Origin of the sequence: Streptomyces changanensis (assembly GCF_024600715.1) — a bacterium.
Taxonomy (GTDB): Bacteria; Actinomycetota; Actinomycetes; order Streptomycetales; family Streptomycetaceae; genus Streptomyces; species Streptomyces changanensis.
The window spans coordinates 5218726-5240229 of record NZ_CP102332.1 but is presented as its reverse complement, the minus strand read 5'-3'; the positions used below and the strand labels follow the sequence as shown (position 1 = coordinate 5240229).

Genomic DNA, 21504 nt, shown 5'->3' with positions numbered 1-21504 from the left:
GGACTCCGGTGCGTCGTCGGGTGGTCGCCCGTCATTGGCCTTCCGTCAGGGACGCGTTCAGGCAGGCCATGGCCCCCTCGGTGGCGTCTTCGCGCCATCTTGGGCGGCCGGGTCGGCGGCCCCGCCCGTTCGACCAGGAGACCCGCGGCGCCGTCGCTTCCGGGGCGCCATCGCCTTTCGGCCCCGATCTTCGCAACACGTTAGTTCGAACCTCGCGCTGACCAAGCATCACCGTGCCCGCTCCTCACTCCTGCCTCATAGGTGATGCACCGTGCGCACACAGACGCGAAGACTGGTCACGGCCGTTCTGGCCCTCGTCCTCCTGACGACAGCCGGCGTCGCCCCCTCCGGGGCGTCGCCCCGGGACCGTCCCCCCTCCACGACCGCGGCGGCCCTCCCCCAGGCGCCGGCCCGGACGGCCGCGGACCTGCCCGCGCCACCCAGGGCCATGACGCTCGCCGAGCGGCGGGAGCAGGTCGCGAGGGACCGGCACCGGCTGTCGCCGATGCGCGACTACATGAACGCCCCCGACCAGCCGTCCGGAGGGAGGCCGTACAGCCCGCCCCCGGGCAAGGGCCTCGTCGAACGCGGTCCCGGCGCCGTGACGGACGGGGCGGTGTCGGGTGGAGCCGTGGCCGACGGGGCCGACAGGGCCGACAGGGCCGTCCAGCCCCGCACCGCCGCGGCCGAGAACCCGACCTGGGTGTCGTCCCGGGCGACCGTGTACCCGGGAGTGCTGTCGATCGGTGGGCAGGTGAAGCTGCCCAGGCGGGGGTCCTCCTACACGGGGGCGTGGCTGTACGTCATGGACGAGGCGGGCCGCCCCGTGGTCCAGCAGGAGATCAAGAGGGCCACGGACGATCCCCGGGGCGACACCCCGGACACCGGGGCCTGGTGCTACGACTGGTGGTCGAGCACGTCCTACCCCATCGACCAGTGCTTCTGGTGGGCGAGCAGTGAGCTGGGCGGGATCCTGCAGGACGGCAAGAAGTACTACGCCTGGGTCTTCCTGACCGCCGCCGACGGCACGTCCAGCCCGGGCGGTACGAAGTCCCCGCTGGTGGAGGCGTTCTACACACCGGTGATTCCCGGCGCGCAGGCGGGAATCTGCACCTGTTACGCGCAGGCGCACCGCGCCGACCCGGTCAACACGGCGACCGGCATGTTCTTCGAGCGGCTCACCGACGCCTCGCTCGTGGGCCCGGGCGTGCCGCTGACCCTGGAGCGCACCTACCGCTCGGACGCGAGTGCCGTGGGTCTGCTGGGGCGCGGCTGGGCGACGCCGTTCGACGCGCAGGTGACGGTCACGACGGGGAAGGCGACGTACCGGACCGGCGACGGGGCGTCGCTCGTGTTCACCCAGGCCGCCGACGGCACGTTCACCGCCCCCGCGGGCTCGGCCGCCAAGCTGGTCAAGGGCGCGAGCGGCCACACGGTCACCACGCCCGACCACACCAGGCGGACGTTCGACAGCTCCGGTCGGCTCACGGCCGTGGTGGGCGCGGCCGGCAAGGGGCTGAGCCTGACATACGCATCCGGCAGGCTCACCTCCGTCAAGGACGCCGCCGGCCGCACCACCACGTTCACGGTGGGCACCGACGGGCTGCTGTCCAAGGTGGGCCTGCCCGACGGCACGACGGTGTCGTACGGATACACCGACGGCCTGCTGACCTCGGTGACGGACCCGGCCGGCCGGAGGTCGTCGTACGCGTACGACGCGAACAAGCGGCTGTCCTCCTTCACCGATCCGGCGGGCGGCAAGGTCACCAACGTCTACGACGCCACCGGCCGCGTCACGTCCCAGACGGACCAGAACGGCAGGACCACCAGGTTCGCGTGGGACGGGCGCAGCGAGTCGCACACCACGGCGCCGGACGGCGGGGTGTGGACCGACGTGTACGCCGGCAACGTCCTGTTGGAGACGATCGACCCGTACGGCGCGCGCATCACCTACGACTACGACCGGCATCTGCGGCCCGTCGGCATCACCGACCAGCGGGGCAACAAGACGGAGATGACGTACGACGGCGCCGGGCGGATGCTCACCCGTAGCGCGCCCCCGGCCCTCGGCTACGCGGAGAGCTGGGGCTACGACGCGGCGGGGAACGTCACCAGTCACACCGACGGCCGTGGCAACAGGACGACGTACGCGTACGACACGTCGAACCAGCTGACGTCGACCACGGACCCGATGGGCGGCAGGACCGCCTACACGTACACCCCGCTCGGTGCCCTGGAGACCGTGACGACACCGCGCGGCAAGGTCACCCGGTACGGGTACGACGCGGCGGGCAACCGCACGTCGGTCACCACCCCGCTGGGCGAGAAGACGACGTTCACGTACGACGCGGCCGGCCGGATCCTCTCCAAGACGGACCCGCGCGGCAACGTCGCGGGCGCCGACCCGGCGGCGTACACCACCACGTACGCCTACGACGGGCGCGGCCTGCTCGGCTCGGCCACCGACCCGCTGGGCCGCACCACGGCCTACACGTACAACGGTGCCGAGCAGCTGACGTCCGCCAGGAACCCGGCGGGCGGCACGACCACGTTCGCCTACGACGACGCCGGGCACCCCACCCGGACCACCGACCCCGCCGGCAACTCCGTCACCCGCACCTACGACGCGAGCGGGCGCCTCGCCTCCGAGACCGACGCGGCCGGCGGCAGGACCACGTACACCTACGACAAGGTGGGGCGCCTGCTGAGCAGGGTCTCGCCCCGGGGCAACGTCCCCGGCGCCGACCCGGCCGCCCACACCACCAGCTACGCCTACGACGCGGCCGGCAACACCATCAAGGTCACCGGCCCGACCGGCGCGTCCACCACCACGACGTACGACGCGATCAACCGCCCGCTCGTGGTCACCGACCCGCTGGGCCACACCACCGGCCACACCTACGACGCCAACGACAACGTCACCAAGACCACCGACGCCGCGAACAAGACGGTCACCTCCGTCTACGACAAGAACGACCGGCTCACCAGCAGCACGGACCAGCTGGGCAAGACCACCTCCTACGCCTACGACGCCGACGGCAACCTGCTCAGCCGCACCTCCCCGCTCGGCCACAAGCAGAGCTGGACCTACGACGCCGACGGCCGCCGCGCCACCGCGGTCGACCCCCGCGGCAACGCCACCGGCGCCGACCCCGTCCCGTACACGACCACGTACGGCTACGACCCGGCGGGCAACCCCACCACGGTCACCGACCCGCTCGGCGGCGTGGCCACCACGGCCTACGACGCGGTGAACAACGTCGTCCGGCAGACGGACGCCGACGGGCGCGCCACCGGCTACGGCTACGACGCGCTGGACCGGCTGACCGGTGTCACCGCTCCCGGCGGCGCGGTCACCGCCTACGGCCACGACGAGACCGGGAACGTCACCCGGCGCACCGACGCCAACGGCCACGTCACCACGTACGGCTACGACGCGGCCCGCCGCCTCACCTCGGTCACCGACCCGCTGGAGCGGAAGACGACGTACGCCTACGACGCCGCCGGCAACCTCACGGAGAAGACCACGCCGCGGGGATCCACCGGGTACGCCTACGACCCCCGCGGCCTGCTCACCAAGGTCGACTACTCCGACTCCACCCCGGACGTGGCCTTCGGCTACGACGACGCCGGGCGGATGACCGCCCGCGCCAACTCCACGATCTCCGAGGACTTCGTCCACGACGCGGTCGGCAACCTCACCAAGACCCGCGGCTTCGCCTACACCTACGACGCCGCCGGACAGATGCTCACCCGCAAGTACTCCGACGGCGACACCCTCACCTACACCTACGACAGCGACGGCCGCACCTCCACGATGGTGGCCGACGGCAAGACCACGACGTACACCTGGGACCCGGCCGGCAACCTCGTCGGGTCCGCCCTGCCCAACACCGAGACCGAGGACCGGGCCTACGACCGGGCGGGCCGCCTCACGGCGGTGACCTCCTCCAAGGCGGGCGCCACCGTCACCAGGACAGCGCTCACCCTCTCCCCTTCGGGCCTGCCCTCCCGCGTGGACGTCACCCGGGCCGGTGTCGGCACCGGCGGGTACGACTTCACCTACGACGCGGCCGGCCGGCTCACGTCCGGGTGCCACCCCCAGCCCTGGGTCACCGGCTGCGCTCCCGGCCGCACCACGTCCTACACCTACGACAAGGTCGGCAACCGCCTGACCTCCACCCTGGGTACCGCCTCGACCGGTTACGCCTACGACGCGGCCGACCAGCTCACCTCGACCACCACGGGCACCACCACCACCGCCTACGGGTACGACGCCGAGGGCAACCAGACGAAGGCGGGCGCCGACACCTACACGTACGACCTGGCCGGTCGGATCTCGGCCACCACCGTGGCGGGCGTCTCCTACTCCTACGACCACGACGCCTCCGGCAACCAGGTTGCCACCCGCAAGGACGGCACGGTCACCCACCGCACCCAGTGGGACCCGCACGCCCCCCTGCCGCTCCTGGCCACCGAGTACGACGCCGACTGGAAGGTCAAGCAGTCCTTCCGCTACGACCCGCTCGGCCAGCCCACCGCCACCAAGACGGGCGCGGGGGCCCTCTTCTATTACCACCATGACACCCAGGGCTCCCCGGTCGACGTCACCGGCAGCACCGGGACCCTCCACCAGCGCTGGGCGTACGACCCGTTCGGCACCCGCGTCCTCAACACGACCACCGGTGGGGCCCCCGCGAGCACCCCGTCCTTCACCGGCGCCCGCCACGAGCCCACCACCGGCAACCTCGACCTGCACGCCCGCCGGTACGACACCGCGACCGGCCGCTTCACCCGGCCCGACCCGGCGGCCCGCGCCCAGTCGAACCCGCACGTCTCGCCGTACGCCTACGCCGACAACGTCCCGACCCTGCTCACCGACCCCAGCGGTCTGACCCCCGTCGACCCGAACGACGACCGGGTGGACGGCCCCGGCGAGGTTCTCGACATCTTCGGTGACGCCTTCGTGACCGTCTTCAAGTCCCCGTTCGTCTTCCTCGGGGACGCGCACGACGCGTTCACCGGCGAGAACGGCGGCGCCGGTGGCTTCGTCGACAAGTACCTCCCGGTCCGCCCCGCCTACCGGCTCTACCGCGCCGAGTACCTGCTCCGCCAGCAGGGCTGCGACGCGCTCGCCGACCTGTACGGAGAGGCCGCGGAGGAACTGGCCCAGCAGGTCGCCCTCGTCGGGATCGGCGGCCTCACGGGGTGGCGGCGCGCGGCCGTGTCCCCGGAGAAGGCGGCGTCCTCGATCGGTAACCTGCGGTTCGGCGCGGGCGGCGGCGGGACGGTGCACTACCTGAGGGGCAAGCTCTCCTACAAGACGCCCATCACGCCGGAGCTGACGAAGCTGGTCAACCCCCAGAAGGGCGGGACCAACTGCCGCGCCTGCGCCATCGCCGTCGACCGACTGCTGGCCGACGGCGCCCCGTCCTCCGCCCCGGCGAACCTCGGGCGGGGGGCCGACTCGGCGATCACCGGCCTCTACGGCGGCAAGCCGTTCCTGAGCACGACCCTGAGCGGCATCGTGCGTGATGTCCTGGCCGGTGGGGACGGTGCCCGCGGTATCGTGTGGGGGTTCGGGCCCGGCAAGGACGACTCCCACGTGTTCAACGTGGTGAACGTCAAGGGAGACGTGATCTTCCTCGACGGACAGTCCGGGCACGCCAAGCCGGGCGTCTACCGGAACTACGGATTCCTCAGGACCGACCAGTGATCAGTCTCGAACGAGCGGCGGAACTGGCCCAGCAGTACGTGACCGATGACCCGCTCAACGCGCAAGTGGACCTGGTGCCCGTCGAGGGTGCGGCGACCGTGGTCGGCGGAGCGGCCTACTTCGGGTTCCAGAACCGCGGCTACCTGGAGACCGGGGACCCGTCGCAGATGACCATCGGCATCGGCCCCGTCCGTGTCGACCTGGCGACGGGCGAGTGCAGGATGCTCGGCGCCGTCGAGGCCAAGGAGACGGACCTGTTCGACGTCGACGAGCTCGCCCTGCCGGGCCCGGGCGGCTGGCGGCTGGTGCCACCGGGACTGCTGGCCGCCTGGCGGGCCGCCTTCGACGCGGAACCGGCCGCCCCCGACCTCTCGGCGCCCTGTCCGCACTGCGGGGCGAGGGACCTCCACCGCTGGTACCGGGTGGACGGTCCGCTGGACGAGGAGTTCGACGGGGTCCGCGCCGTCGCCTACGGCTGGCGGACCGAGTGGTGCGCCTCGTGCCACCTCAGCCAGGAGGACGGCGACACCTTCGTGCCGGACTACTGGCGGTCCCCGTACGACGTGCCGGGCGCCCACGGGATGACGTTCTCCCCGCGGCTCGTCGAGGCCGCCCGCCAGGCGCACCTCGACCGCGGCACGGACACCGACGCCGGCACTGGCACCGACGCCGGCACCGAGCGGGACGGCTGAGGCCGGAGGAGACGGCGCCGTGCCTCCCGCCGGGTGACCGGCGGGAGGCACGGGCCGGCGGGAGGCACGGACGGGCGGCCGGTGCCGTGTGGCCGCCCCGGGGGCGCTTCGGGTCGTGGCGGGGTGCCCGGCCCCTGCCGTCACGGGCAGGTGACCACCTGGGCCGCGTAGCTGAGGCCCGCGCCGAAGCCCATCAGCAGGATCGGGTCCCCGGGCCGGACCTGCCCCAGATCGATCAGCCGGGACAGCGCCAAGGGCACGGAGGCCGCGGAGGTGTTGCCGGTCTCCACGACGTCCCGGGCGACGGCGGCGTTCGTGGCGCCGAGGCCCGTCGCCAGGCGCTCGATCATCCGCAGGTTCGCCTGGTGCGTCACGAAGCCCTTGAGGTCGGCGGGGGCGATCCCGGCGCGCGCGCAGGCCGCCGCCGCCACCGCGGTCAGCTCCGACGTCACCCAGCGGTAGACGGCCTGGCCCTGCATGGTGACGCTGCCGTGCCGGTCGGGAATGGCGACCAGCCCGGCCTTGTCGCCGTCCCCGCCCCACTCCACCGGGTGGATCCCCACCCGCTCGGCGGCGACGACGACCGCGGCACCGGCCCCGTCGGCGAAGACGGTGGCGGTGTCCACGTCGTCCCGGTCCACCCAGTCGGTCATCCGCTCGGCTCCGATGACCAGGGCCACGCGGCTGGTGCGGGCGCGGACGAGGCCGTCGGCGACGCCGAGGGCGTAACAGAATCCGGCGCAGGCCGCGTTGACGTCGAAGGCGGCGACGTGCGGGACCCCGAGCAGCGCCGCGACGGACGCCGCGCCGCTCGGCATGGGCGACGGCATGGAGCAGGTGGCCAGGACCAGCAGATCGACGTCGACGGGGGCGAGGCCCGCCGCCGACAGCGCCTTGGCCGCGGCGCCGGCGGCCATTCCCGTGACGGTCTCCTCCGCTCCGGCGAAGCGCCGCTCGCGGACGCCCACGCGGCGCTCGATCCACTCGGCCGTGACGCCGAGCCCCCTGCCCAGCTCGTCGTTGCCGACGACCCGTTGCGGGCGGACGCCGGCGACGGCCGCGATCCTGGAACCGGCCATGGCGTCGGTACCGGCCGGAGCGGATGAATGGGACGACATACGGTCACCTCGAACTGTCTGCGACGGTGGATGGTCGGGAGGGCAGCGAGGAATTCGCTCCTCCCGGGTGCCCCTGAACGCGGGGCGGAGTTGCGTACGGAGTCGTCGATTCCCCTTGAGGCGGTATTTCCCCGTGGCCGTAACCGGCTCCGTGCACGCCTGCGAACCGGAGAAGCCGGAAAAGGGCCGGATGGCGGCGGGGCCACCTTTCCGCGCCGGTGCGGGGAATTCCCCACGGGGAGCGGAAAACCGCACGTCCACGCCTTGGCGGCCGTCGCCACGGGACCCGGGCGAAACCCGGGTCAGCGGTGAATCCCCTTGCCGGCGCGGGGAGTTGAGCGATCAACCAATCGCGAAGACGATCTTCGAGTTCATCCGTATCGGCTTGAACGGAACCACCGCCTCGCCCTACGCTCCCTGGACGGTCCGACGTACAGGCGAATCGAACCCGGTTTCGACCGGCGACTCCTCGCCATACGGGTACAGTGCGAGTGACGTACGTCACAGTGGCGGCGGGCTGTTCGGGCGCCGCCTTGTTCACGGTCGGGCCGAAGGGGGAATTCCGGTTGGGTGCGACGCAACGATCCGAATCCTCCCGTGGTGACGACTTCCTCAAGGAGTGGGAGAACGCATGCACGGGGAGAAGCTTCAGGTCGGTGGAGACGTCGACAGACGCATAGGGGTCGGTGGCGGCCGGCTGGCGTCGGTGGAACGGTCGGCTCTGCGGGTGCTGACGCCACGGGAGCTCGAAGTGTTCAGCGTGCTGCCGGACGGCGAGGGGAACCGGGAGCTCGCCCGCCGGCTCGGCATCGCGGAGCGGACGGTCAAGGCCCATCTGACCAGCATCACGAGGAAGTTGGGGCTGCGGTCCCGGGTGGAGGCCGCGCTCCTCTCGGCGGAGTGGGCGGACGACCTCCGACGCGAACCGCAGGGCCTCGACAGGCCGTGACGGCACCTTCATGACACAGTCCCTTCCGGTCGGGGCGGCGGGCGGACCGCCCGGCCCCCACGACACCGACGCGGGCGGTACGGGCGGCGTCGGTACGGACGGCCCGCTCCACCGGCAGGGCCGGCGCGACCCGGCCCGCCCGGTCGGCCCGACCCGCCCGGTCGACGCGGTCGACGTGTGGACGCTGTGGATCCCGGACCACGCCGCGGCGGCCGCCGCGCGCGCCGGGATCCTCGACGCCGAAGAGACGCGGCGTGCCGCCGGGTTCCAGGACCCGGCGGCGCGCACGCGCTTCGTCACGTCGCACGTGGGGTTGCGGGTACTGCTCGGCGACCGTCTCGGGACCGCTCCCCAGGACGTCGTCCTCGTCCGCGAGCGGTGCGGGATGCCCGGCTGCGAGGAACCGCACGGGCGTCCCGCCGTCGCCGACCACCCCGGTGTGCACTTCTCCCTCTCGCACGCCGGGGACGTCGCGCTCTACGCGCTGGCCGCCTCGCCGGTCGGGGCGGACGTCGAGTCCCGGGACCTGGTCGGCGACGGCCTGGAACGGCTGGCCCGACGCCTGCACCCCGACGAGCGGCGCGCCCTCGACGCCCTGCCCCCGGCGGCCCGCCGGGACGCGCTGCTCGGCTGCTGGGTGCGCAAGGAAGCCTTCCTCAAGGGCATCGGCACCGGCCTGCCCGGCGGGGTCGGCGCCCATCACGTCGGCCTCGCCGCGGCGCTGGCCCCGCCCTGGGCGCCGTCCGGGCCCGACGGCTGGGCCCTGCTGGACGTGCCCGCGCCCGCCGGCTGCCAGGCGGCCGTCGCCCTGCGCCGCGAAGGGACCGCGGGACGCCTCCCCACCATGCGTACCTCCCGACTGCTGCTCGCCCCGCCGCCGGACTGACCGGCCTACTGCTCCGCCACCGACGTGACCACCTTGTTCAACCGGTGCATCCGGGTCGCCAGACTCATCCGGCCCTCCAGACGGAACGCCGGCGGCTGCCGGCCGTCCACGTCGGCGAAGCCGTACGCGACCGCCAGGTCGCCCGTGCTCAGCACCTCGCCCGTGCGTTCCATCACCGCGGGGTCCGCGAGCAGGGCGACGATCGCCCGCCCCACGTACTCCGGGGAGTGGACCACCGACGCGGGACCGTCGCCCATCGCCTCCCAGGCGGCCTGCACCCGCTCCGTGCGGACGAAGCCGGGGTGCAGGGAGAGCGCCGCGACGCCCTTCTTGCGCAGGTCGAGAGCGAAGCCCCGGCACATGCGGTCGGAGGCGGACTTGAAGACGTCGTAGCCGACCTGGCCGAGGTAGATGTCGCCGTCGGAGAAGCTGATGCCGACGACCAGGCCGCTGCGCTGCGGCAGCATCAGCGGGACGAGCATGCGGGTGACGTCGTACTGCGCGCGCAGCGACGTCGCGAACAGGTCGTAGCGCCACATCGGTTGGTCCCAGAACGGCGCGTCGAAGCGGACCTCGAAGGAGCGTTCGTAGCCGCCCCAGGCGTTGTTGACCAGCAGGTCCAGCCGGCCGTGGTCGGCCCGGACGCGGGCGGCGAGCGCCTCGTTGTCCGCGGCCGACCCGTGGTCGCAGCGCACGGCGACGCCCTTGCCGCCCCGCTCGGTGACCTCCTCGGCGGTGTCGTCCACCGTGCCGGGCAGCCCTTCGGTACGCGCGCCGTCCCGCGTGCTGCGGCCCGTGACGTACACGGTGGCGCCGGCGGCGCCGAGCGCGAGGGCGATGCCGCGGCCCACGCCGCGGCTGGCCCCGGTGACCACGGCGACCTTGCCGCCCAGGTCCGGCGCGTTCCAGTCCTCGTTCTCGTTCACAGCACTGTCCTTTCCCTCGGTCCGGTCGTCCGGGCCGGGCCCTCCCCGGACCGTGTGGTCCGGCGGTTCCCCCAGGACCGCGCCGTCCGGCCGTCCGGTCTAGCCCAGGTGGTCGGCGGCGTACTCCAGGCTCGCCAGGTACGCCGCGGTGTCGTCGATCCGCGGAACGCCGTAGCGCTCGCGCAGCTCGGGCATGGAGGTGGGCAGCACGCCGCCGCTGCACCGGGTGACCTCGCTGACGTCGCGCAGCACGGACAGGTAGGAGCGGGCCCGCGGGGAGGCGTTCGCGATGGCGTCCGCGGCGAGCTCGTCGGCGTTCACCACCGGCGGTGGTGTCAGGGTCCGTCCGCGGCCGGCGGCGTGCTTGACCAGCACCCGCAGGCAGTCCTCGACGTCCATGGCCTCCGGACCGTACGTCACCCAGAACTCGCCGCCGTCGTCGCCCCGTTCGACGGCGCCGAGCACCGCCCTGGACAGCAGGTCCTGGGAGACGAAGTCCATGCGGATGCCCGGGTGCGCCGGGAGGAAGGGCGCCCTGCCGCGGCCCAGCCAGTCCGACATCAGCTGCACGATCTGGCCCTGGGAGGTCCAGCCCGTGGTCGAGTCGCCGATGAGGTTGGTGGGGCGGAAGACGGTGTGCGGCACCCCGCTGTCGCGCAGGACGTGCTCCGCCTCCCGCTTGGAGCTGATGTAGTTGCGGCAGACGTTGTCCGGGCCGAGCGGCACCGGCGCGGTGTCCGCGAGCGCGGCGACGAACGCCGTGCTGATGAAGTGGACGGTGGCGTCGGCCCGTTCGGCGAACTCGGCGACCCGCCGGGTGCCCTCGACGTTGATCCGGCGGTAGTCCCCCGCGGGCAGGCCCCACTCGGTCAGGCCCGCGGAGTGGATGACGACGTCGACCTCGGCGGCGAGGGCGGCGTAGGCGTCCTCCTCGAGGCCGAAGCGCTCCGCGGTCATGTCCAGGCGGACCGACCGCGCGTCCCCGGCTTCGGGCACCGGCGTGCTGTGGGTGGCGACGACGAACCGCGGGCCGTCCTGCTCCCGCAGGAGGGAGCGTCCGACGACTCCGGACGCGCCGGTGAGCAGGACGGTGGGGCGGGCACCCGGGGCACCCTCGCCCCTCCCGCCGTTCCGGCCTGCCCCGCCGTTCCCGCCGTTCCCGCTGCTCATGGTGCGGCTCATGCGCGGGAGTCCTTCCAGTCCATCAGCCGGGCCGCGGCCCGGGCGCCGGCGAACAGGATCGGGTCGGGCGGGAAGGAGGCGGGCGGCTTGCGCCGCTCGTCGTCCACGAAGAGCAGCCGCGAGTAGTCCGTGTCCTTGCCCAGCGTGAGGTCCCGCAGGACCTTGCCGCCGGTGTGGGTGGCGGCGATGCCGTTGCCGCAGTAGCCGTACCCGTAGAGGATGTTGCCGCCGCCGAGCCTGCCGAAGTGCGGGGCGTAGTCGCGGACGACGTCGGCGGTGCCGCCGTACGCGTAGGTGAACTCCACGTCGTCCCACATCGGGAAGAACCGCAGGAACTCCCGGTGGATCTCCCGGTAGACCTCGGGCCGGTTCATGTTCCGCTGCCGCTTGTCCCGGCCGTAGTAGTACGGGGCCGGCCCGCCGGCGAACATGATGCGGTTGTCGTGCGTGAAGCGGGCGCAGGTCAGCAGGGACTTGGCCTCGACCAGGCCCTCGCGGCCCGCCCAGTTCACGCGCCCCAGCTGCGCGTCGGTGAGCGGCTCGCTGACCATCGCGTACGTCCAGATGGGGATGACCTTCCTGCGGAACGGCGGGAAGGCGTCCATGTGGACGTTGGTGGCCAGGACGACCTTGTCGGCCGTGACCCGCCCGCCGGCCGTCACGACGGTCGGCCGCACCCCCGGCTCCACGCGCAGGCAGGGCGAGTCGTCGTGGATCGTCACGCCCTTCTCGCGGACCACGCGGGCGATGCCGCGGGAGAGCCGGAAGGGGTTCACGAGTGCGCCGCCCGTGCGCATGCTGCCGAGCACCGCGGGCGAGCCGATGACGGCCCGCGACTCCTCGCGCGGGAGGATCTCCGCCTGTGCGGCGCCCATCCGCTCGGCGAGCGCGCGGTCGTGCTCCAGCCGTCTGAGCTGGGCGGCGTCGGTGGCCACCATCAGGTAGTCGTTGGCCTCGTACTGCGCGTCGACGCGGTTCCTGCGGGCGAACCTGCCGATTTCCAGGATCGACCGGCCCACCGCCTGCGACGCCTCGAGTGCGCGCTGGAGCCCGAATTCCTTCACCAGGGCCTGGATGTCCTTGCCGATGGTGGGCGTGACGAATCCGTCGGCGCGGCCGGAGGCGCCGTAGCCGGAGTGGTGGGCCTCGACGATGCGGATGTCGAGCGCCGGCTCGGCCTGGTTGAGGAAGTAGGCGGTCCAAAGGCCCGTGAAACCACCACCGACGATGCAGACGTCGCAGTCGACGGATTCCCGGAGGGGCGCCTCGACGGTGACCTTTTCGGTGTCGTGCCAGTAGACGACGTGCTTGTACGCGTTCAAGTGAGTGCTCCCAGGGAGGGCCCGCCGGTGGAGCTTTCGTCCGAGCTGTGGTCGGGGCTGTGGTCGGAGCTGTCGTGAGGAATTCCGGTCACCCGTTCACACGGCTTCGAGGACGATCCTCGACAGCCCCAGGTGACGGTTCCGGAAGTGGCCGACCGTGGAACTCAGATACCTCTCGTAGTCGGCGACCGTCTTCTCGCCGGCCACTTCCACGGCCTGGTCGCGGTGGGCCCGCAGCCGGTCGAACCATTCCTGGCAGGTGCGGCTGTAGTGATCCGGGTCGTTGCGCAGACGGACGACGTCGAAGCGCTTCTCGCTCGATTCGAGGACCTCGGAGAGTGCCGGGATCTCGGATTCCGGGAAAATGGTGTCGATGATGAACTGCAGGTCCCGCACGGTCTGCTTGTCCATCCGGACGTTGTTCCCCTTGACGTTCGTCTGGAGCGCGATCCTGCCGCCCTTGGGCAGCCAGGCGCGGCAGCGCTCGAAGAACGCGCGGTACGCGGCGACCCGCTCGGCGCGGGAGAGGCCCGTGCGCGCGAAGTGCTCGAAGGCGCCGATGGAGATGATCGCGTCGTACTGCTCGGCGGGCTCGTGGTCGAGCCAGTTCTCCACCCGCACCTCGGTGCGTTCGAGCGCCAGTCCCCGCAGGTGCCGCGCCTGGTTGTCGCTGAGCGTGAGGCCGACGGCCCGCTGCACGCCGTGCGTGCGGACCAGCCGTTCGAGCAGGCTTCCCCAACCGCAGCCGACATCGAGGACGCGGCGCGCGCCGGCCGCCCGCGCGCCCTCGATCAGGTGGTCGAGCTTGCGCTTCTGCGCGCTTTCGAGGGTGTCGCCCTCGTCCCACAGCGCACACGTGTACGTGAGGTCCGGGTCCAGCCACAGCGCGAAGAAGTCGTCGGAGACGTCGTAGTGATGTCTGATGGACTCCGCGGTGGCGCCCTGGTAGACGTCGGCCGTCACGCGGCGGCGCTGCCCTGCTGGGTCTCCTCGGCGAGCTTCACCAGGTCCGCGACCGTCTTCACGCTCGCGGCCCTGCTCTCGTCGAATTCGATCTCGAGGTCGTCCTCGATGGAGTAGACGATGTCGGCTATCTGCAGACTCGACAGGCCCACGGAGTCGAAGGCGGTTTCCTCGTTCAGGGTGTACGCCTGCGCCTTGCCGCCGAGCTTCTTGGCGATGCGGGCACATACGTCTTCGGCAGTGATCACGGGACAGCCTTTCCGATGCGCGGTGATGGGATGACCGAGGTGTGAAATGAGTCCGCGATCCGGCCGCTGCGCCAGGGGACGAGGGCGGAAATCCGGAGTGGTGACCTCTGGGGTGCGGGCGGAAGCCGCACGGCATACCTCGTCCGTGTACGCGCCCTTCACCTTGCGGCGGACGGCTTCGGTACGGGAGTCGCCACTGTACCCAGGCACCGGTCGGCCGACCATTGCCCTAAAGGGCAATGATCGTTCCTGGTCGGGTTGTTGCTGGCGAAAAGCAGCCCGAGGTGTTTTGCTTACCCCGACTCACCCGTCCGGGTGGCCGCCACGCCGCCCAACTGGGCGTCGAGCGTTGCGTCCGGTGCGAGCATCCCTTCGCGACCTCCCGAACCCGTACAGCTCCGAGGAGATGTGAAATGGCTGAGGTAGACCTTTCGGCTGGCACGGTGGAGTATCAGGACACCGGGGGTGAGAAGCCGGTCGTGGTCCTGCTGCACGGGGTCGCGATGGACGGATCCCTGTGGCGGAACGTGGTGGCGTCCCTGCGTTCCGACTTCCGGTGCGTGGTGCCGACGTTGCCGCTGGGCGGTCACCGCCGGCCGATGAAGCCGGACGCGGACCTGTCGATCGCGGGTGTGGCCCGGTTGGTCGCGGAGTTCCTCGACCGGCTCGACCTGCGCGACGTCACGCTGGTGATGAACGACTGGGGCGGTGCGCAGGCCCTGGTCTCCGCGGGCAGGGACGAGCGCGTCGGCCGCCTGGTCATCACCTCGTGCGAGGCGTTCGACAACTTCCCGCCGGGTCTGCCCGGGAGCAACCTCTTCACCTCGGCGAAGCTGCCGGGCGGCATCAACGTCGCCTTCAAGCTCCTGAAGTGGAAGCCGATGCGCCGACTGCCCATGACCTGGGGCTGGATGAGCAAGCGACCGGTCCCGCACGAGGTGATGGACGCCTGGTTCACCCCGCTGTGGAGCTCCGAGGAGATCCGCCGCGACCTGCGCAAGTACGTGCTCGGCGTCCCTCCGAAGAGTGAACTCCTCGACTGGGCCGCCAAGTTGCGCGACTTCGACCGGCCCGCCCTCGTGGTGTGGGCCGCCGAGGACAAGGTCATGCCGCCCGAGCACGGGCGCAAGCTCGCCGAACTGCTGCCCCAGGGCCGGCTCGTCGAGATCGAAGACAGCTACACCCTCATTCCCGAGGACCAGCCGGAACAGCTCAGCGCGCACATCCGGTCCTTCCTCCTGACGGGCGGGGCCACCTCCGCGTAGGAGGCTCCCCCGAGGAGTGCCCTCCCCCACCGGAGGAGGGCACTCCCACCAGGGCGGACGACGGAACTCTGTGGCCGCATCCCGTGCGCGGGGGCGGCGGCGAGGCGCGGGGGCGCAGGGAGACGACGTGGAGGACGGCATGGCTGACCCGATGGACGGGCGGACCCGGCGAACGGGGCCGGCCGAGGACGTACGGGCCGGGGAGCCCGGACCGACCGAGGACCTGGCGGGACGCCTGGCCGGGCTGCCGGTCGACCGCCGCCGGGCGGCCCTGCTCGACCTGGTGCGCGGGGAGACCGCGGGCCTCGCGGGCGGGGACCCGCTCGACATCGACCCGGAGAAGGCCTACCGCGACTACGGCTACCACTCCCTCGCGGCCGTGGAGCTGACCGGTCGGCTGGGCCGGGCCACCGGCCTCGACCTGCCGCTCACCCTGCTCTTCGACCATCCGACGGCCGCCGCCGTGGCGGAGCACCTGCTCGACCTGCTCGGCCTCGCCGCCCCAAAGGACGACGTCCCCGCCCCGGAAGCGGCGGGCGAGGGCCGGGACGGGAGCCGGGTCCGGGGCGAGTGCCTCGACGGCGATCCCATCGCCGTCGTGGGCATGGCCTGCCGTTACCCGGGCGGCGTGACCTCCCCCGCCGGCCTGTGGGACCTGGTGGCCGCCGGACGCGACGTCGTCTCCGACTTCCCCCGCGACCGGGGCTGGGACCTCGACGGCCTCTTCTCCCCCGACCCCGAGCAGCCCGGCACCAGTTACGCCCGGGCCGGCGGGTTCCTCGACCCGGTCGCCGACTTCGACGCGGAGTTCTTCGGCATCGCCCGCCGCGAGGCCCTGGCGATGGACCCCCAGCAGCGGCTGCTCCTGCAGACCGTCTGGGAGGCCCTGGAGGACGCGGGCATCGACCCCGGCCGGCTGCGGAAGTCGCCGACCGGCGTGTACGTGGGCAGCAGCGGCCAGGACTACGAGGGTGTGGCGCGGTCCGGCCCCGGCGAGCTGGAGGGCTACTGGGGCATCGGCTCCGCGGGCAGCGTCCTGTCGGGCCGGGTCGCCTACGCCTTCGGTTTCGAGGGCCCGGCCCTCACCGTCGACACGGCCTGTTCGTCGTCCCTGGTGGGCGTGCACCTGGCGGTACAGGCCCTGCGGCGGGGCGAGTGCGCCCTCGCCGTGGCGGGCGGCGCCACCGTGATGGCCACGCCGAAGGTCTTCACCGAGTTCAGCAGGCAGCGCGCGCTCTCCCCGGACGGCAGGTGCCGCTCGTACGCGGAGGCCGCCGACGGCACCGGCTGGGCCGAGGGCATCGGCGTGCTCCTTTTGGAGCGCCTCAGCGAGGCCCGACGCCGCCACCACCGTGTCCTCGCCCTCATCCCGGGCACGGCGGTCAACCAGGACGGCGCCAGCAACGGCCTGACCGCTCCGAACGGCCCCTCGCAGCAGCGCGTCATCACCCAGGCGCTCGCCGACGCCGGCCTGCGCCCCCACGACGTCGACGCGATCGAGGGACACGGCACGGGCACCACGCTCGGCGACCCCATCGAGATCGATGCTCTCGCGGCCGTCTTCGGCCGCGACCGCCCCTCCGGACGGCCCCTGCGGCTGGGCTCGCTGAAGTCCAACATCGGGCACAGCCAGGCCGCGGCGGGCGTCGGCGGGCTCATCAAGATGATCCAGGCGCTGCGCCACGAAACGCTCCCCCGGACCCTGCACGTCGACCGGCCCACGCCCAAGGCCGACTGGTCCGGCGGCGGCGTCTCCCTGCTGACCGAGGCCGTCCCGTGGCCGCGCGGCGAACGGGTCCGCCGGGCGGGGGTGTCGGCCTTCGGCGTGGGCGGGACCAACGCGCACGTCCTCGTGGAGGAGGCGCCCGCCGTACGGACGCGGACGCCCGGGGCCGGGGCGCCGCGGCCCCCCGCCTTCTCGTCGGCGACGCCCCCTGTGGCGCCGTGGGTGCTGTCCGCCAGGACGCCGGCCGCCCTGCGCGCCCAGGCCGGCCGCCTGCACACCCACCTCACCACCGCACGCCCCGACGCCACCCCCCTCCAGGTCGGCGCCGCCCTCGCCCACACCCGCGCCCGCTTCGACCACCGGGCCGCCCTCACCGGCACCACCCGTACCGAACTCCTCGACGCGGTCGCCGCGCTCGCCCGGGGCGAGGAGACGGACCAGGTGACCCGGGCCCACGCCCGGACCGGCAAGACCGTCTTCGTCTTCCCCGGCCAGGGCTCCCAGTGGGTCGGCATGGGCCGGGAACTCGCCGCCGCGCACCCCGCGTTCGCCGACGAGCTCGACGCCTGTGCCGCCGCGCTCGCGCCCCACACCGGCTTCGCGCTCGACGAGGTCCTGCGCGGGGCGCCCGGCGCTCCCCCACTGGACCGGGTGGACGTCGTACAGCCCGCGCTGTTCGCGGTGATGGCGGCGCTCGCCGCGCTCTGGCGCCACCACGGCGTGCACCCGGACGCCGTCGTCGGACACTCGCAGGGCGAGATGGCCGCCGCGTACGTCGCCGGGGGCCTCTCCCTCCAGGACGCCGCCCGCGTCGTGGCGCTGCGCAGCAAGGCCATCGCGGGGATGGCCGGGCGGGGCGGCATGGCCTCGGTGACGGCGTCGCCCGAGCGGCTGCTGCCGCTCCTGGCGGAGTGGGACGGGCTCATATCCGTCGCCGCCGTCAACGGCCCGTCGTCCGCCACTCTTTCGGGGGACCCCGACGCCTTGGACGGGCTGCTCGCCCGCTGTGCCGCCGAGGGCGTCTGGGCCCGGCGGATCCCCGTCGACTACGCCTCGCACTCCCCCCAGGTCGAGCCGCTCCGGGAGCGCCTGGCCGAGGTCCTGGCACCGATCGCGCCGCGCTCGGCAAAGGTGCCCTTCCACTCCACGGTCACCGGCGGCGCGTTCGACACCCGTGGTCTCGACGCCGACTACTGGTACCGGAACCTGCGTCGCACCGTGCGGTTCGAGGAGACCGTCCGGGCGCTGCTCGACGGGGGACACACCACGTTCGTCGAGATCAGTCCGCACCCCGTCCTCACCTTCGCGGTGGAGCAGACGGCGGAGCGGGCGGCGGAGCAGACGGTCGAGCGGGCGGGGGGACGGCGGGAAGGGGGGTCCGGTCGGGCCGCCGTGACCGTCCTCGGCTCGGCCCGCCGCGAGCGGGAACAGGCGCAGTTCACCGCCTCGCTGGCCGCCGCCCACGCCCACGGAGTACCGGTGGACTGGGCCGTGGTGTTCGACCCGGCCGACGCGCGCGACGTCGAACTCCCCACGTACGCCTTCGCGTCGACGCGCTACTGGGCGGCGCCCCGGCCCGCCGCGGGCGATGTCGGGGACGCGGGACTGCGCTCCACCGGCCACCGGCTCCTGACCGCCGGGGCCGAGCGCGCCGACGGCGGCGGATGGCTGTTCACCGGCCGGGTCTCGCCGGGCACGCACGGCTGGTCGGCCGACCACGCGGTCCACGGCACGGTCCTGCTGCCGGGCACCGCCTTCGTGGACATGGCCGTCCTCGCCGCCGGGCACGTCGGCTGCGACGTGGTCGAGGAGCTGACGCTGGAGGAGCCGCTGCCGCTCCCCGCCGAGGGCGCCGTCGACCTGCAGGCGTCGGTCGGCGCCCCGGACGCCCGGGGACGGCGACCGGTGACGATCCACTCCCGGCCGGCCGACGCGACCGGCGGCGACGACTGGACGCGGCACGCCACCGGCTTCCTCGCGCCCGCCCCGGCGCACGTCGACGCCTCCCCCGCCACCGCCGCCTGGCCCCCGTCGGGCGCCGATCCGCTGGACGTCGACGGCCTCTACGACCGGCTCGCCGACCGCGGCTTCGGTTACGGGCCCGCCTTCCGCGGGCTGCGCGCCGCCTGGCGGCGTGACGGTGCGCTCCTCGCCGAGGTGGACGCCCCGACGGCCGCTGACGGCGGGGGCGCCGAGGGGTACGGGGTGCACCCGGCCCTGCTCGACGCCGCGTTCCACGCCCAGCTCACCGAACTGGCCGACGCCGACGGAGGGTCCGGGCAGGCGTGGCTGCCGTTCACCTGGTCCGGGGTGCGCGTCAGCCGGCCGGGCGCCACGCACCTGCGGGTGTCGCTCACCCCGCTCGGCGAGGGGACGGTACGGATGTCCGCGGTCGACGCGGCCGGCGACCCGGTGGTCACCGTCGACTCGGTCGTGGCCCGTCCCGTGGCCGCGGACCGCCTGACCGGCGCACGCGGCCCGGCCGATCGCCTCTTCCGCGTGGACTGGCAGGCGATACCGGCCCCGGACCCCGCCCTCGGCCCAGCGCCCGGGCGCTGGGCGGTCCTGGCCGAGGACGGGACGACCCTGCCGCACCCGGGCACCGGCGCCGGCACGCCCGCCGGTCCCGGCAGGCCCGCCGGGACCGGCGGGACCGGTGCGGACGCCGGGACCGGTGCGGACACCCCAGCCGGCTCCCTCGCCCCGCCCCTCCCCACCTACCGCTCCCTCCCCCACCTCACCGCAGCGCTCGACGTGGGCGGACCCGTACCGGACACCGTCGTCGCGCTCGTCCCGGCGGCCCACGGCACACCCACCGCGGAGGCGGCCCGCGCCCGCGCCCACCACACCCTGGCGCTGCTGCGCGGCTGGCTGGCCGACGAACGGTTCGCCGCCGCGCGGCTGGTGCTGGTCACCCGGGGCGCCGTGGCCACCGCTCCCGGGGCGGCCGTCGCTCCCGACCTCGCGCCCCTGTGGGGGCTGGTGCGGACCGCGCAGTCCGAGCACCCCGGCCGCTTCACGCTCGTCGACCTGGCCGGTGACGCCTCCGACGATCCGGCGCGCGTCCTGCCCGGGGCGCTCGCCGCCGACGAGCCCCAGGTCGCCGTACGGGACGGCGTCCTCCACGTCCCCCGTGCCGTCCGGGTCCGCGGCGCCCGCGGCGGGCCGCTCCCCTTCGACCCGGACGGCACGGTCCTGATCACCGGCGGCACCGGAGGACTCGGCGCCCGGGTGGCCCGGCACCTCGCCGCCGAGCGGGGCGCGCGCCACCTGCTCCTGGCCGGCCGCCGCGGCCCGGACGCCGAGGGCGTGGCGGAGCTGACGGCCGAACTGACCGGCCTCGGCGCCCGGGTCACCGTCGCGGCCTGCGACGTCACCGACCGGTCGGCGACGGCGGCGCTCCTCGCGTCGGTCGACGCCGCGCATCCGCTGACCGCCGTCGTCCACTCCGCGGGGACGCTCGACGACGGCCTCCTGGAGGCGCTGACGCCCGAGCGGCTGGACCGCGTACTGGCGCCCAAGGTGGACGCGGCGCTGCACCTGCACGAGCTGACCGCGTCCGTGCCGCTCGCCGCGTTCGTCCTGTTCTCCTCCGTCGCGGGCACCATCGGCGGGCCGGGCCAGGGCAACTACGCGGCCGCCAACACGTTCCTCGACTCCTTCGCGCAGTGGCGGCGCGCCCAGGGACTGCCGGCGCTCTCGCTGGCCTGGGGCCTGTGGGAGGAGACGAGCGGCATGACCCGGCACCTCGGTGACGCGGGGGTCGCCCGGCTGGGCAGGTCGGGGCTGGCGCCGCTGACCACCGACGAGGGGCTGCGCCTGTTCGACGCCGTGCACGGCACGGACGACGCGCTGCTGCTGCCCGCCCGGCTCGACCCGGGCGCCCTGCGCGCCCAGGCCCGGGAGGGCTCGCTGCCCGCCGTGCTGCGGGCCCTGGTGCCGGCCGCGCACGTCCCCGCGGGCCGGTCCGGTCCGGCGCTGCCCGCGCGCCTCGCGGCCGCCGCGCCCGAGGAGCGGTACGCGCTCGTGCTGGCGGCGGTCGCGGCGGAGGTCGCCGTGGTCCTCGGACACGAGGACGCGGGCGCGGTCGACCCGGAGCGCCCCTTCAAGGACCTGGGTCTGGACTCGCTGGGCGCGGTGCGGCTGCGCAACCGGCTGGGCCAGGTGACCGGTCTCGCCCTGCCGTCCACCCTGGTGTTCGGCCACCCGACGGTCTCCGCGCTCACCGCGCACCTGCGCACGCTGCTCGACGAGCACGCCGCCGGGGCCCGGGAGGCGGCGGCGCCCGGCGTCCACGCGGACCTGGACCGGCTCGCCGGGCTGCTCCCGTCGGTCGCCGCGTCCGACGTGCCGGCCGTGCGCACGCGGTTGCGGTCCCTGCTCACGGCACTCGACGGCAGGGGCGGCGGGGACGGCGAGGACGGCGGCGGCCTGCGCCGGGAGCGCATCGACGAAGCGTCCGCCGACGACCTGTTCGACCTGATCGACAACGACTTGGGGGTGGGCTGAAC

11 protein-coding genes and 1 pseudogene are annotated in these 21504 nt (G+C 73.7%); 6 read left to right on the top strand and 6 right to left on the bottom strand.

All coding sequences use genetic code 11. From position 1 onward, the window contains the following. Window positions 1-448 precede the first annotated feature (448 nt). A complete protein-coding gene (locus NRO40_RS23015) occupies window positions 449-5716 on the top strand; it encodes a DUF6531 domain-containing protein (protein WP_058943595.1) in 5268 nt (1755 codons plus the stop codon). Next, complete coding sequence (locus NRO40_RS23010; RefSeq protein ID WP_198549405.1) at window positions 5713-6408, top strand: hypothetical protein; 696 nt, start codon at window positions 5713-5715, stop codon at window positions 6406-6408. The genes NRO40_RS23015 and NRO40_RS23010 overlap by 4 nt, the downstream gene beginning before the upstream one ends. 140 nt (window positions 6409-6548) lie before the next feature. Here the strand turns inward: NRO40_RS23010 and NRO40_RS23005 are convergent, their stop codons facing one another. Further along, the gene (locus tag NRO40_RS23005) at window positions 6549-7487 is read right to left on the bottom strand and encodes a beta-ketoacyl-ACP synthase 3 (RefSeq protein ID WP_058943596.1); all 939 of its coding nucleotides are present in this window, start codon (window positions 7485-7487) and stop codon (window positions 6549-6551) included. Between the two features lie 670 nt (window positions 7488-8157). On the opposite strand from NRO40_RS23005, the gene NRO40_RS23000 reads away from it, so the two are divergent. Together NRO40_RS23000 and NRO40_RS22995 are read left to right on the top strand one after the other, a co-directional pair. Beyond that, window positions 8158-8475: a helix-turn-helix domain-containing protein gene (locus NRO40_RS23000; protein WP_079047278.1), complete on the top strand. Its 318-nt coding sequence runs from the start codon at window positions 8158-8160 to the stop codon at window positions 8473-8475. Between the two features lie 10 nt (window positions 8476-8485). Further along, entirely contained in the window at window positions 8486-9361 is an 876-nt protein-coding gene (locus NRO40_RS22995) for a 4'-phosphopantetheinyl transferase family protein (RefSeq protein WP_079047279.1), read from the top strand. Between the two features lie 5 nt (window positions 9362-9366). Here the strand turns inward: NRO40_RS22995 and NRO40_RS22990 are convergent, their stop codons facing one another. From NRO40_RS22990 to NRO40_RS22970, 5 genes are all read right to left on the bottom strand, one after another. After that, the gene (locus NRO40_RS22990) at window positions 9367-10287 is read right to left on the bottom strand and encodes an SDR family NAD(P)-dependent oxidoreductase (protein ID WP_058943597.1); all 921 of its coding nucleotides are present in this window, start codon (window positions 10285-10287) and stop codon (window positions 9367-9369) included. Window positions 10288-10386: 99 nt separating this feature from the next. Further along, a complete protein-coding gene (locus NRO40_RS22985) occupies window positions 10387-11469 on the bottom strand; it encodes an SDR family oxidoreductase (protein WP_232791171.1) in 1083 nt (360 codons plus the stop codon). Then, window positions 11466-12791, bottom strand: a complete 1326-nt coding sequence (locus NRO40_RS22980) for an NAD(P)/FAD-dependent oxidoreductase (protein WP_058943598.1) — start codon at window positions 12789-12791, stop codon at window positions 11466-11468. The genes NRO40_RS22985 and NRO40_RS22980 overlap by 4 nt, the downstream gene beginning before the upstream one ends. A gap of 96 nt (window positions 12792-12887) precedes the next feature. Continuing rightward, window positions 12888-13754, bottom strand: a complete 867-nt coding sequence (locus NRO40_RS22975) for an SAM-dependent methyltransferase (protein ID WP_257375491.1) — start codon at window positions 13752-13754, stop codon at window positions 12888-12890. Beyond that, entirely contained in the window at window positions 13751-14002 is a 252-nt protein-coding gene (locus tag NRO40_RS22970) for a phosphopantetheine-binding protein (RefSeq protein WP_058943053.1), read from the bottom strand. Before NRO40_RS22970 ends, NRO40_RS22975 begins: the two co-directional genes overlap by 4 nt. Window positions 14003-14415: 413 nt before the next feature. Here NRO40_RS22970 and NRO40_RS22965 point away from each other — a divergent pair, with 413 nt between their 5' ends. Then, window positions 14416-15267 carry an alpha/beta fold hydrolase gene (locus NRO40_RS22965; protein WP_058943054.1) on the top strand — a complete coding sequence of 284 codons (852 nt, stop codon included), beginning with the start codon at window positions 14416-14418 and terminating at the stop codon, window positions 15265-15267. Between the two features lie 190 nt (window positions 15268-15457). Continuing rightward, window positions 15458-21502: pseudogene (locus NRO40_RS22960) on the top strand (SDR family NAD(P)-dependent oxidoreductase); the annotation flags it as partial. Between the last annotated feature and the right edge of the window lie 2 nt (window positions 21503-21504).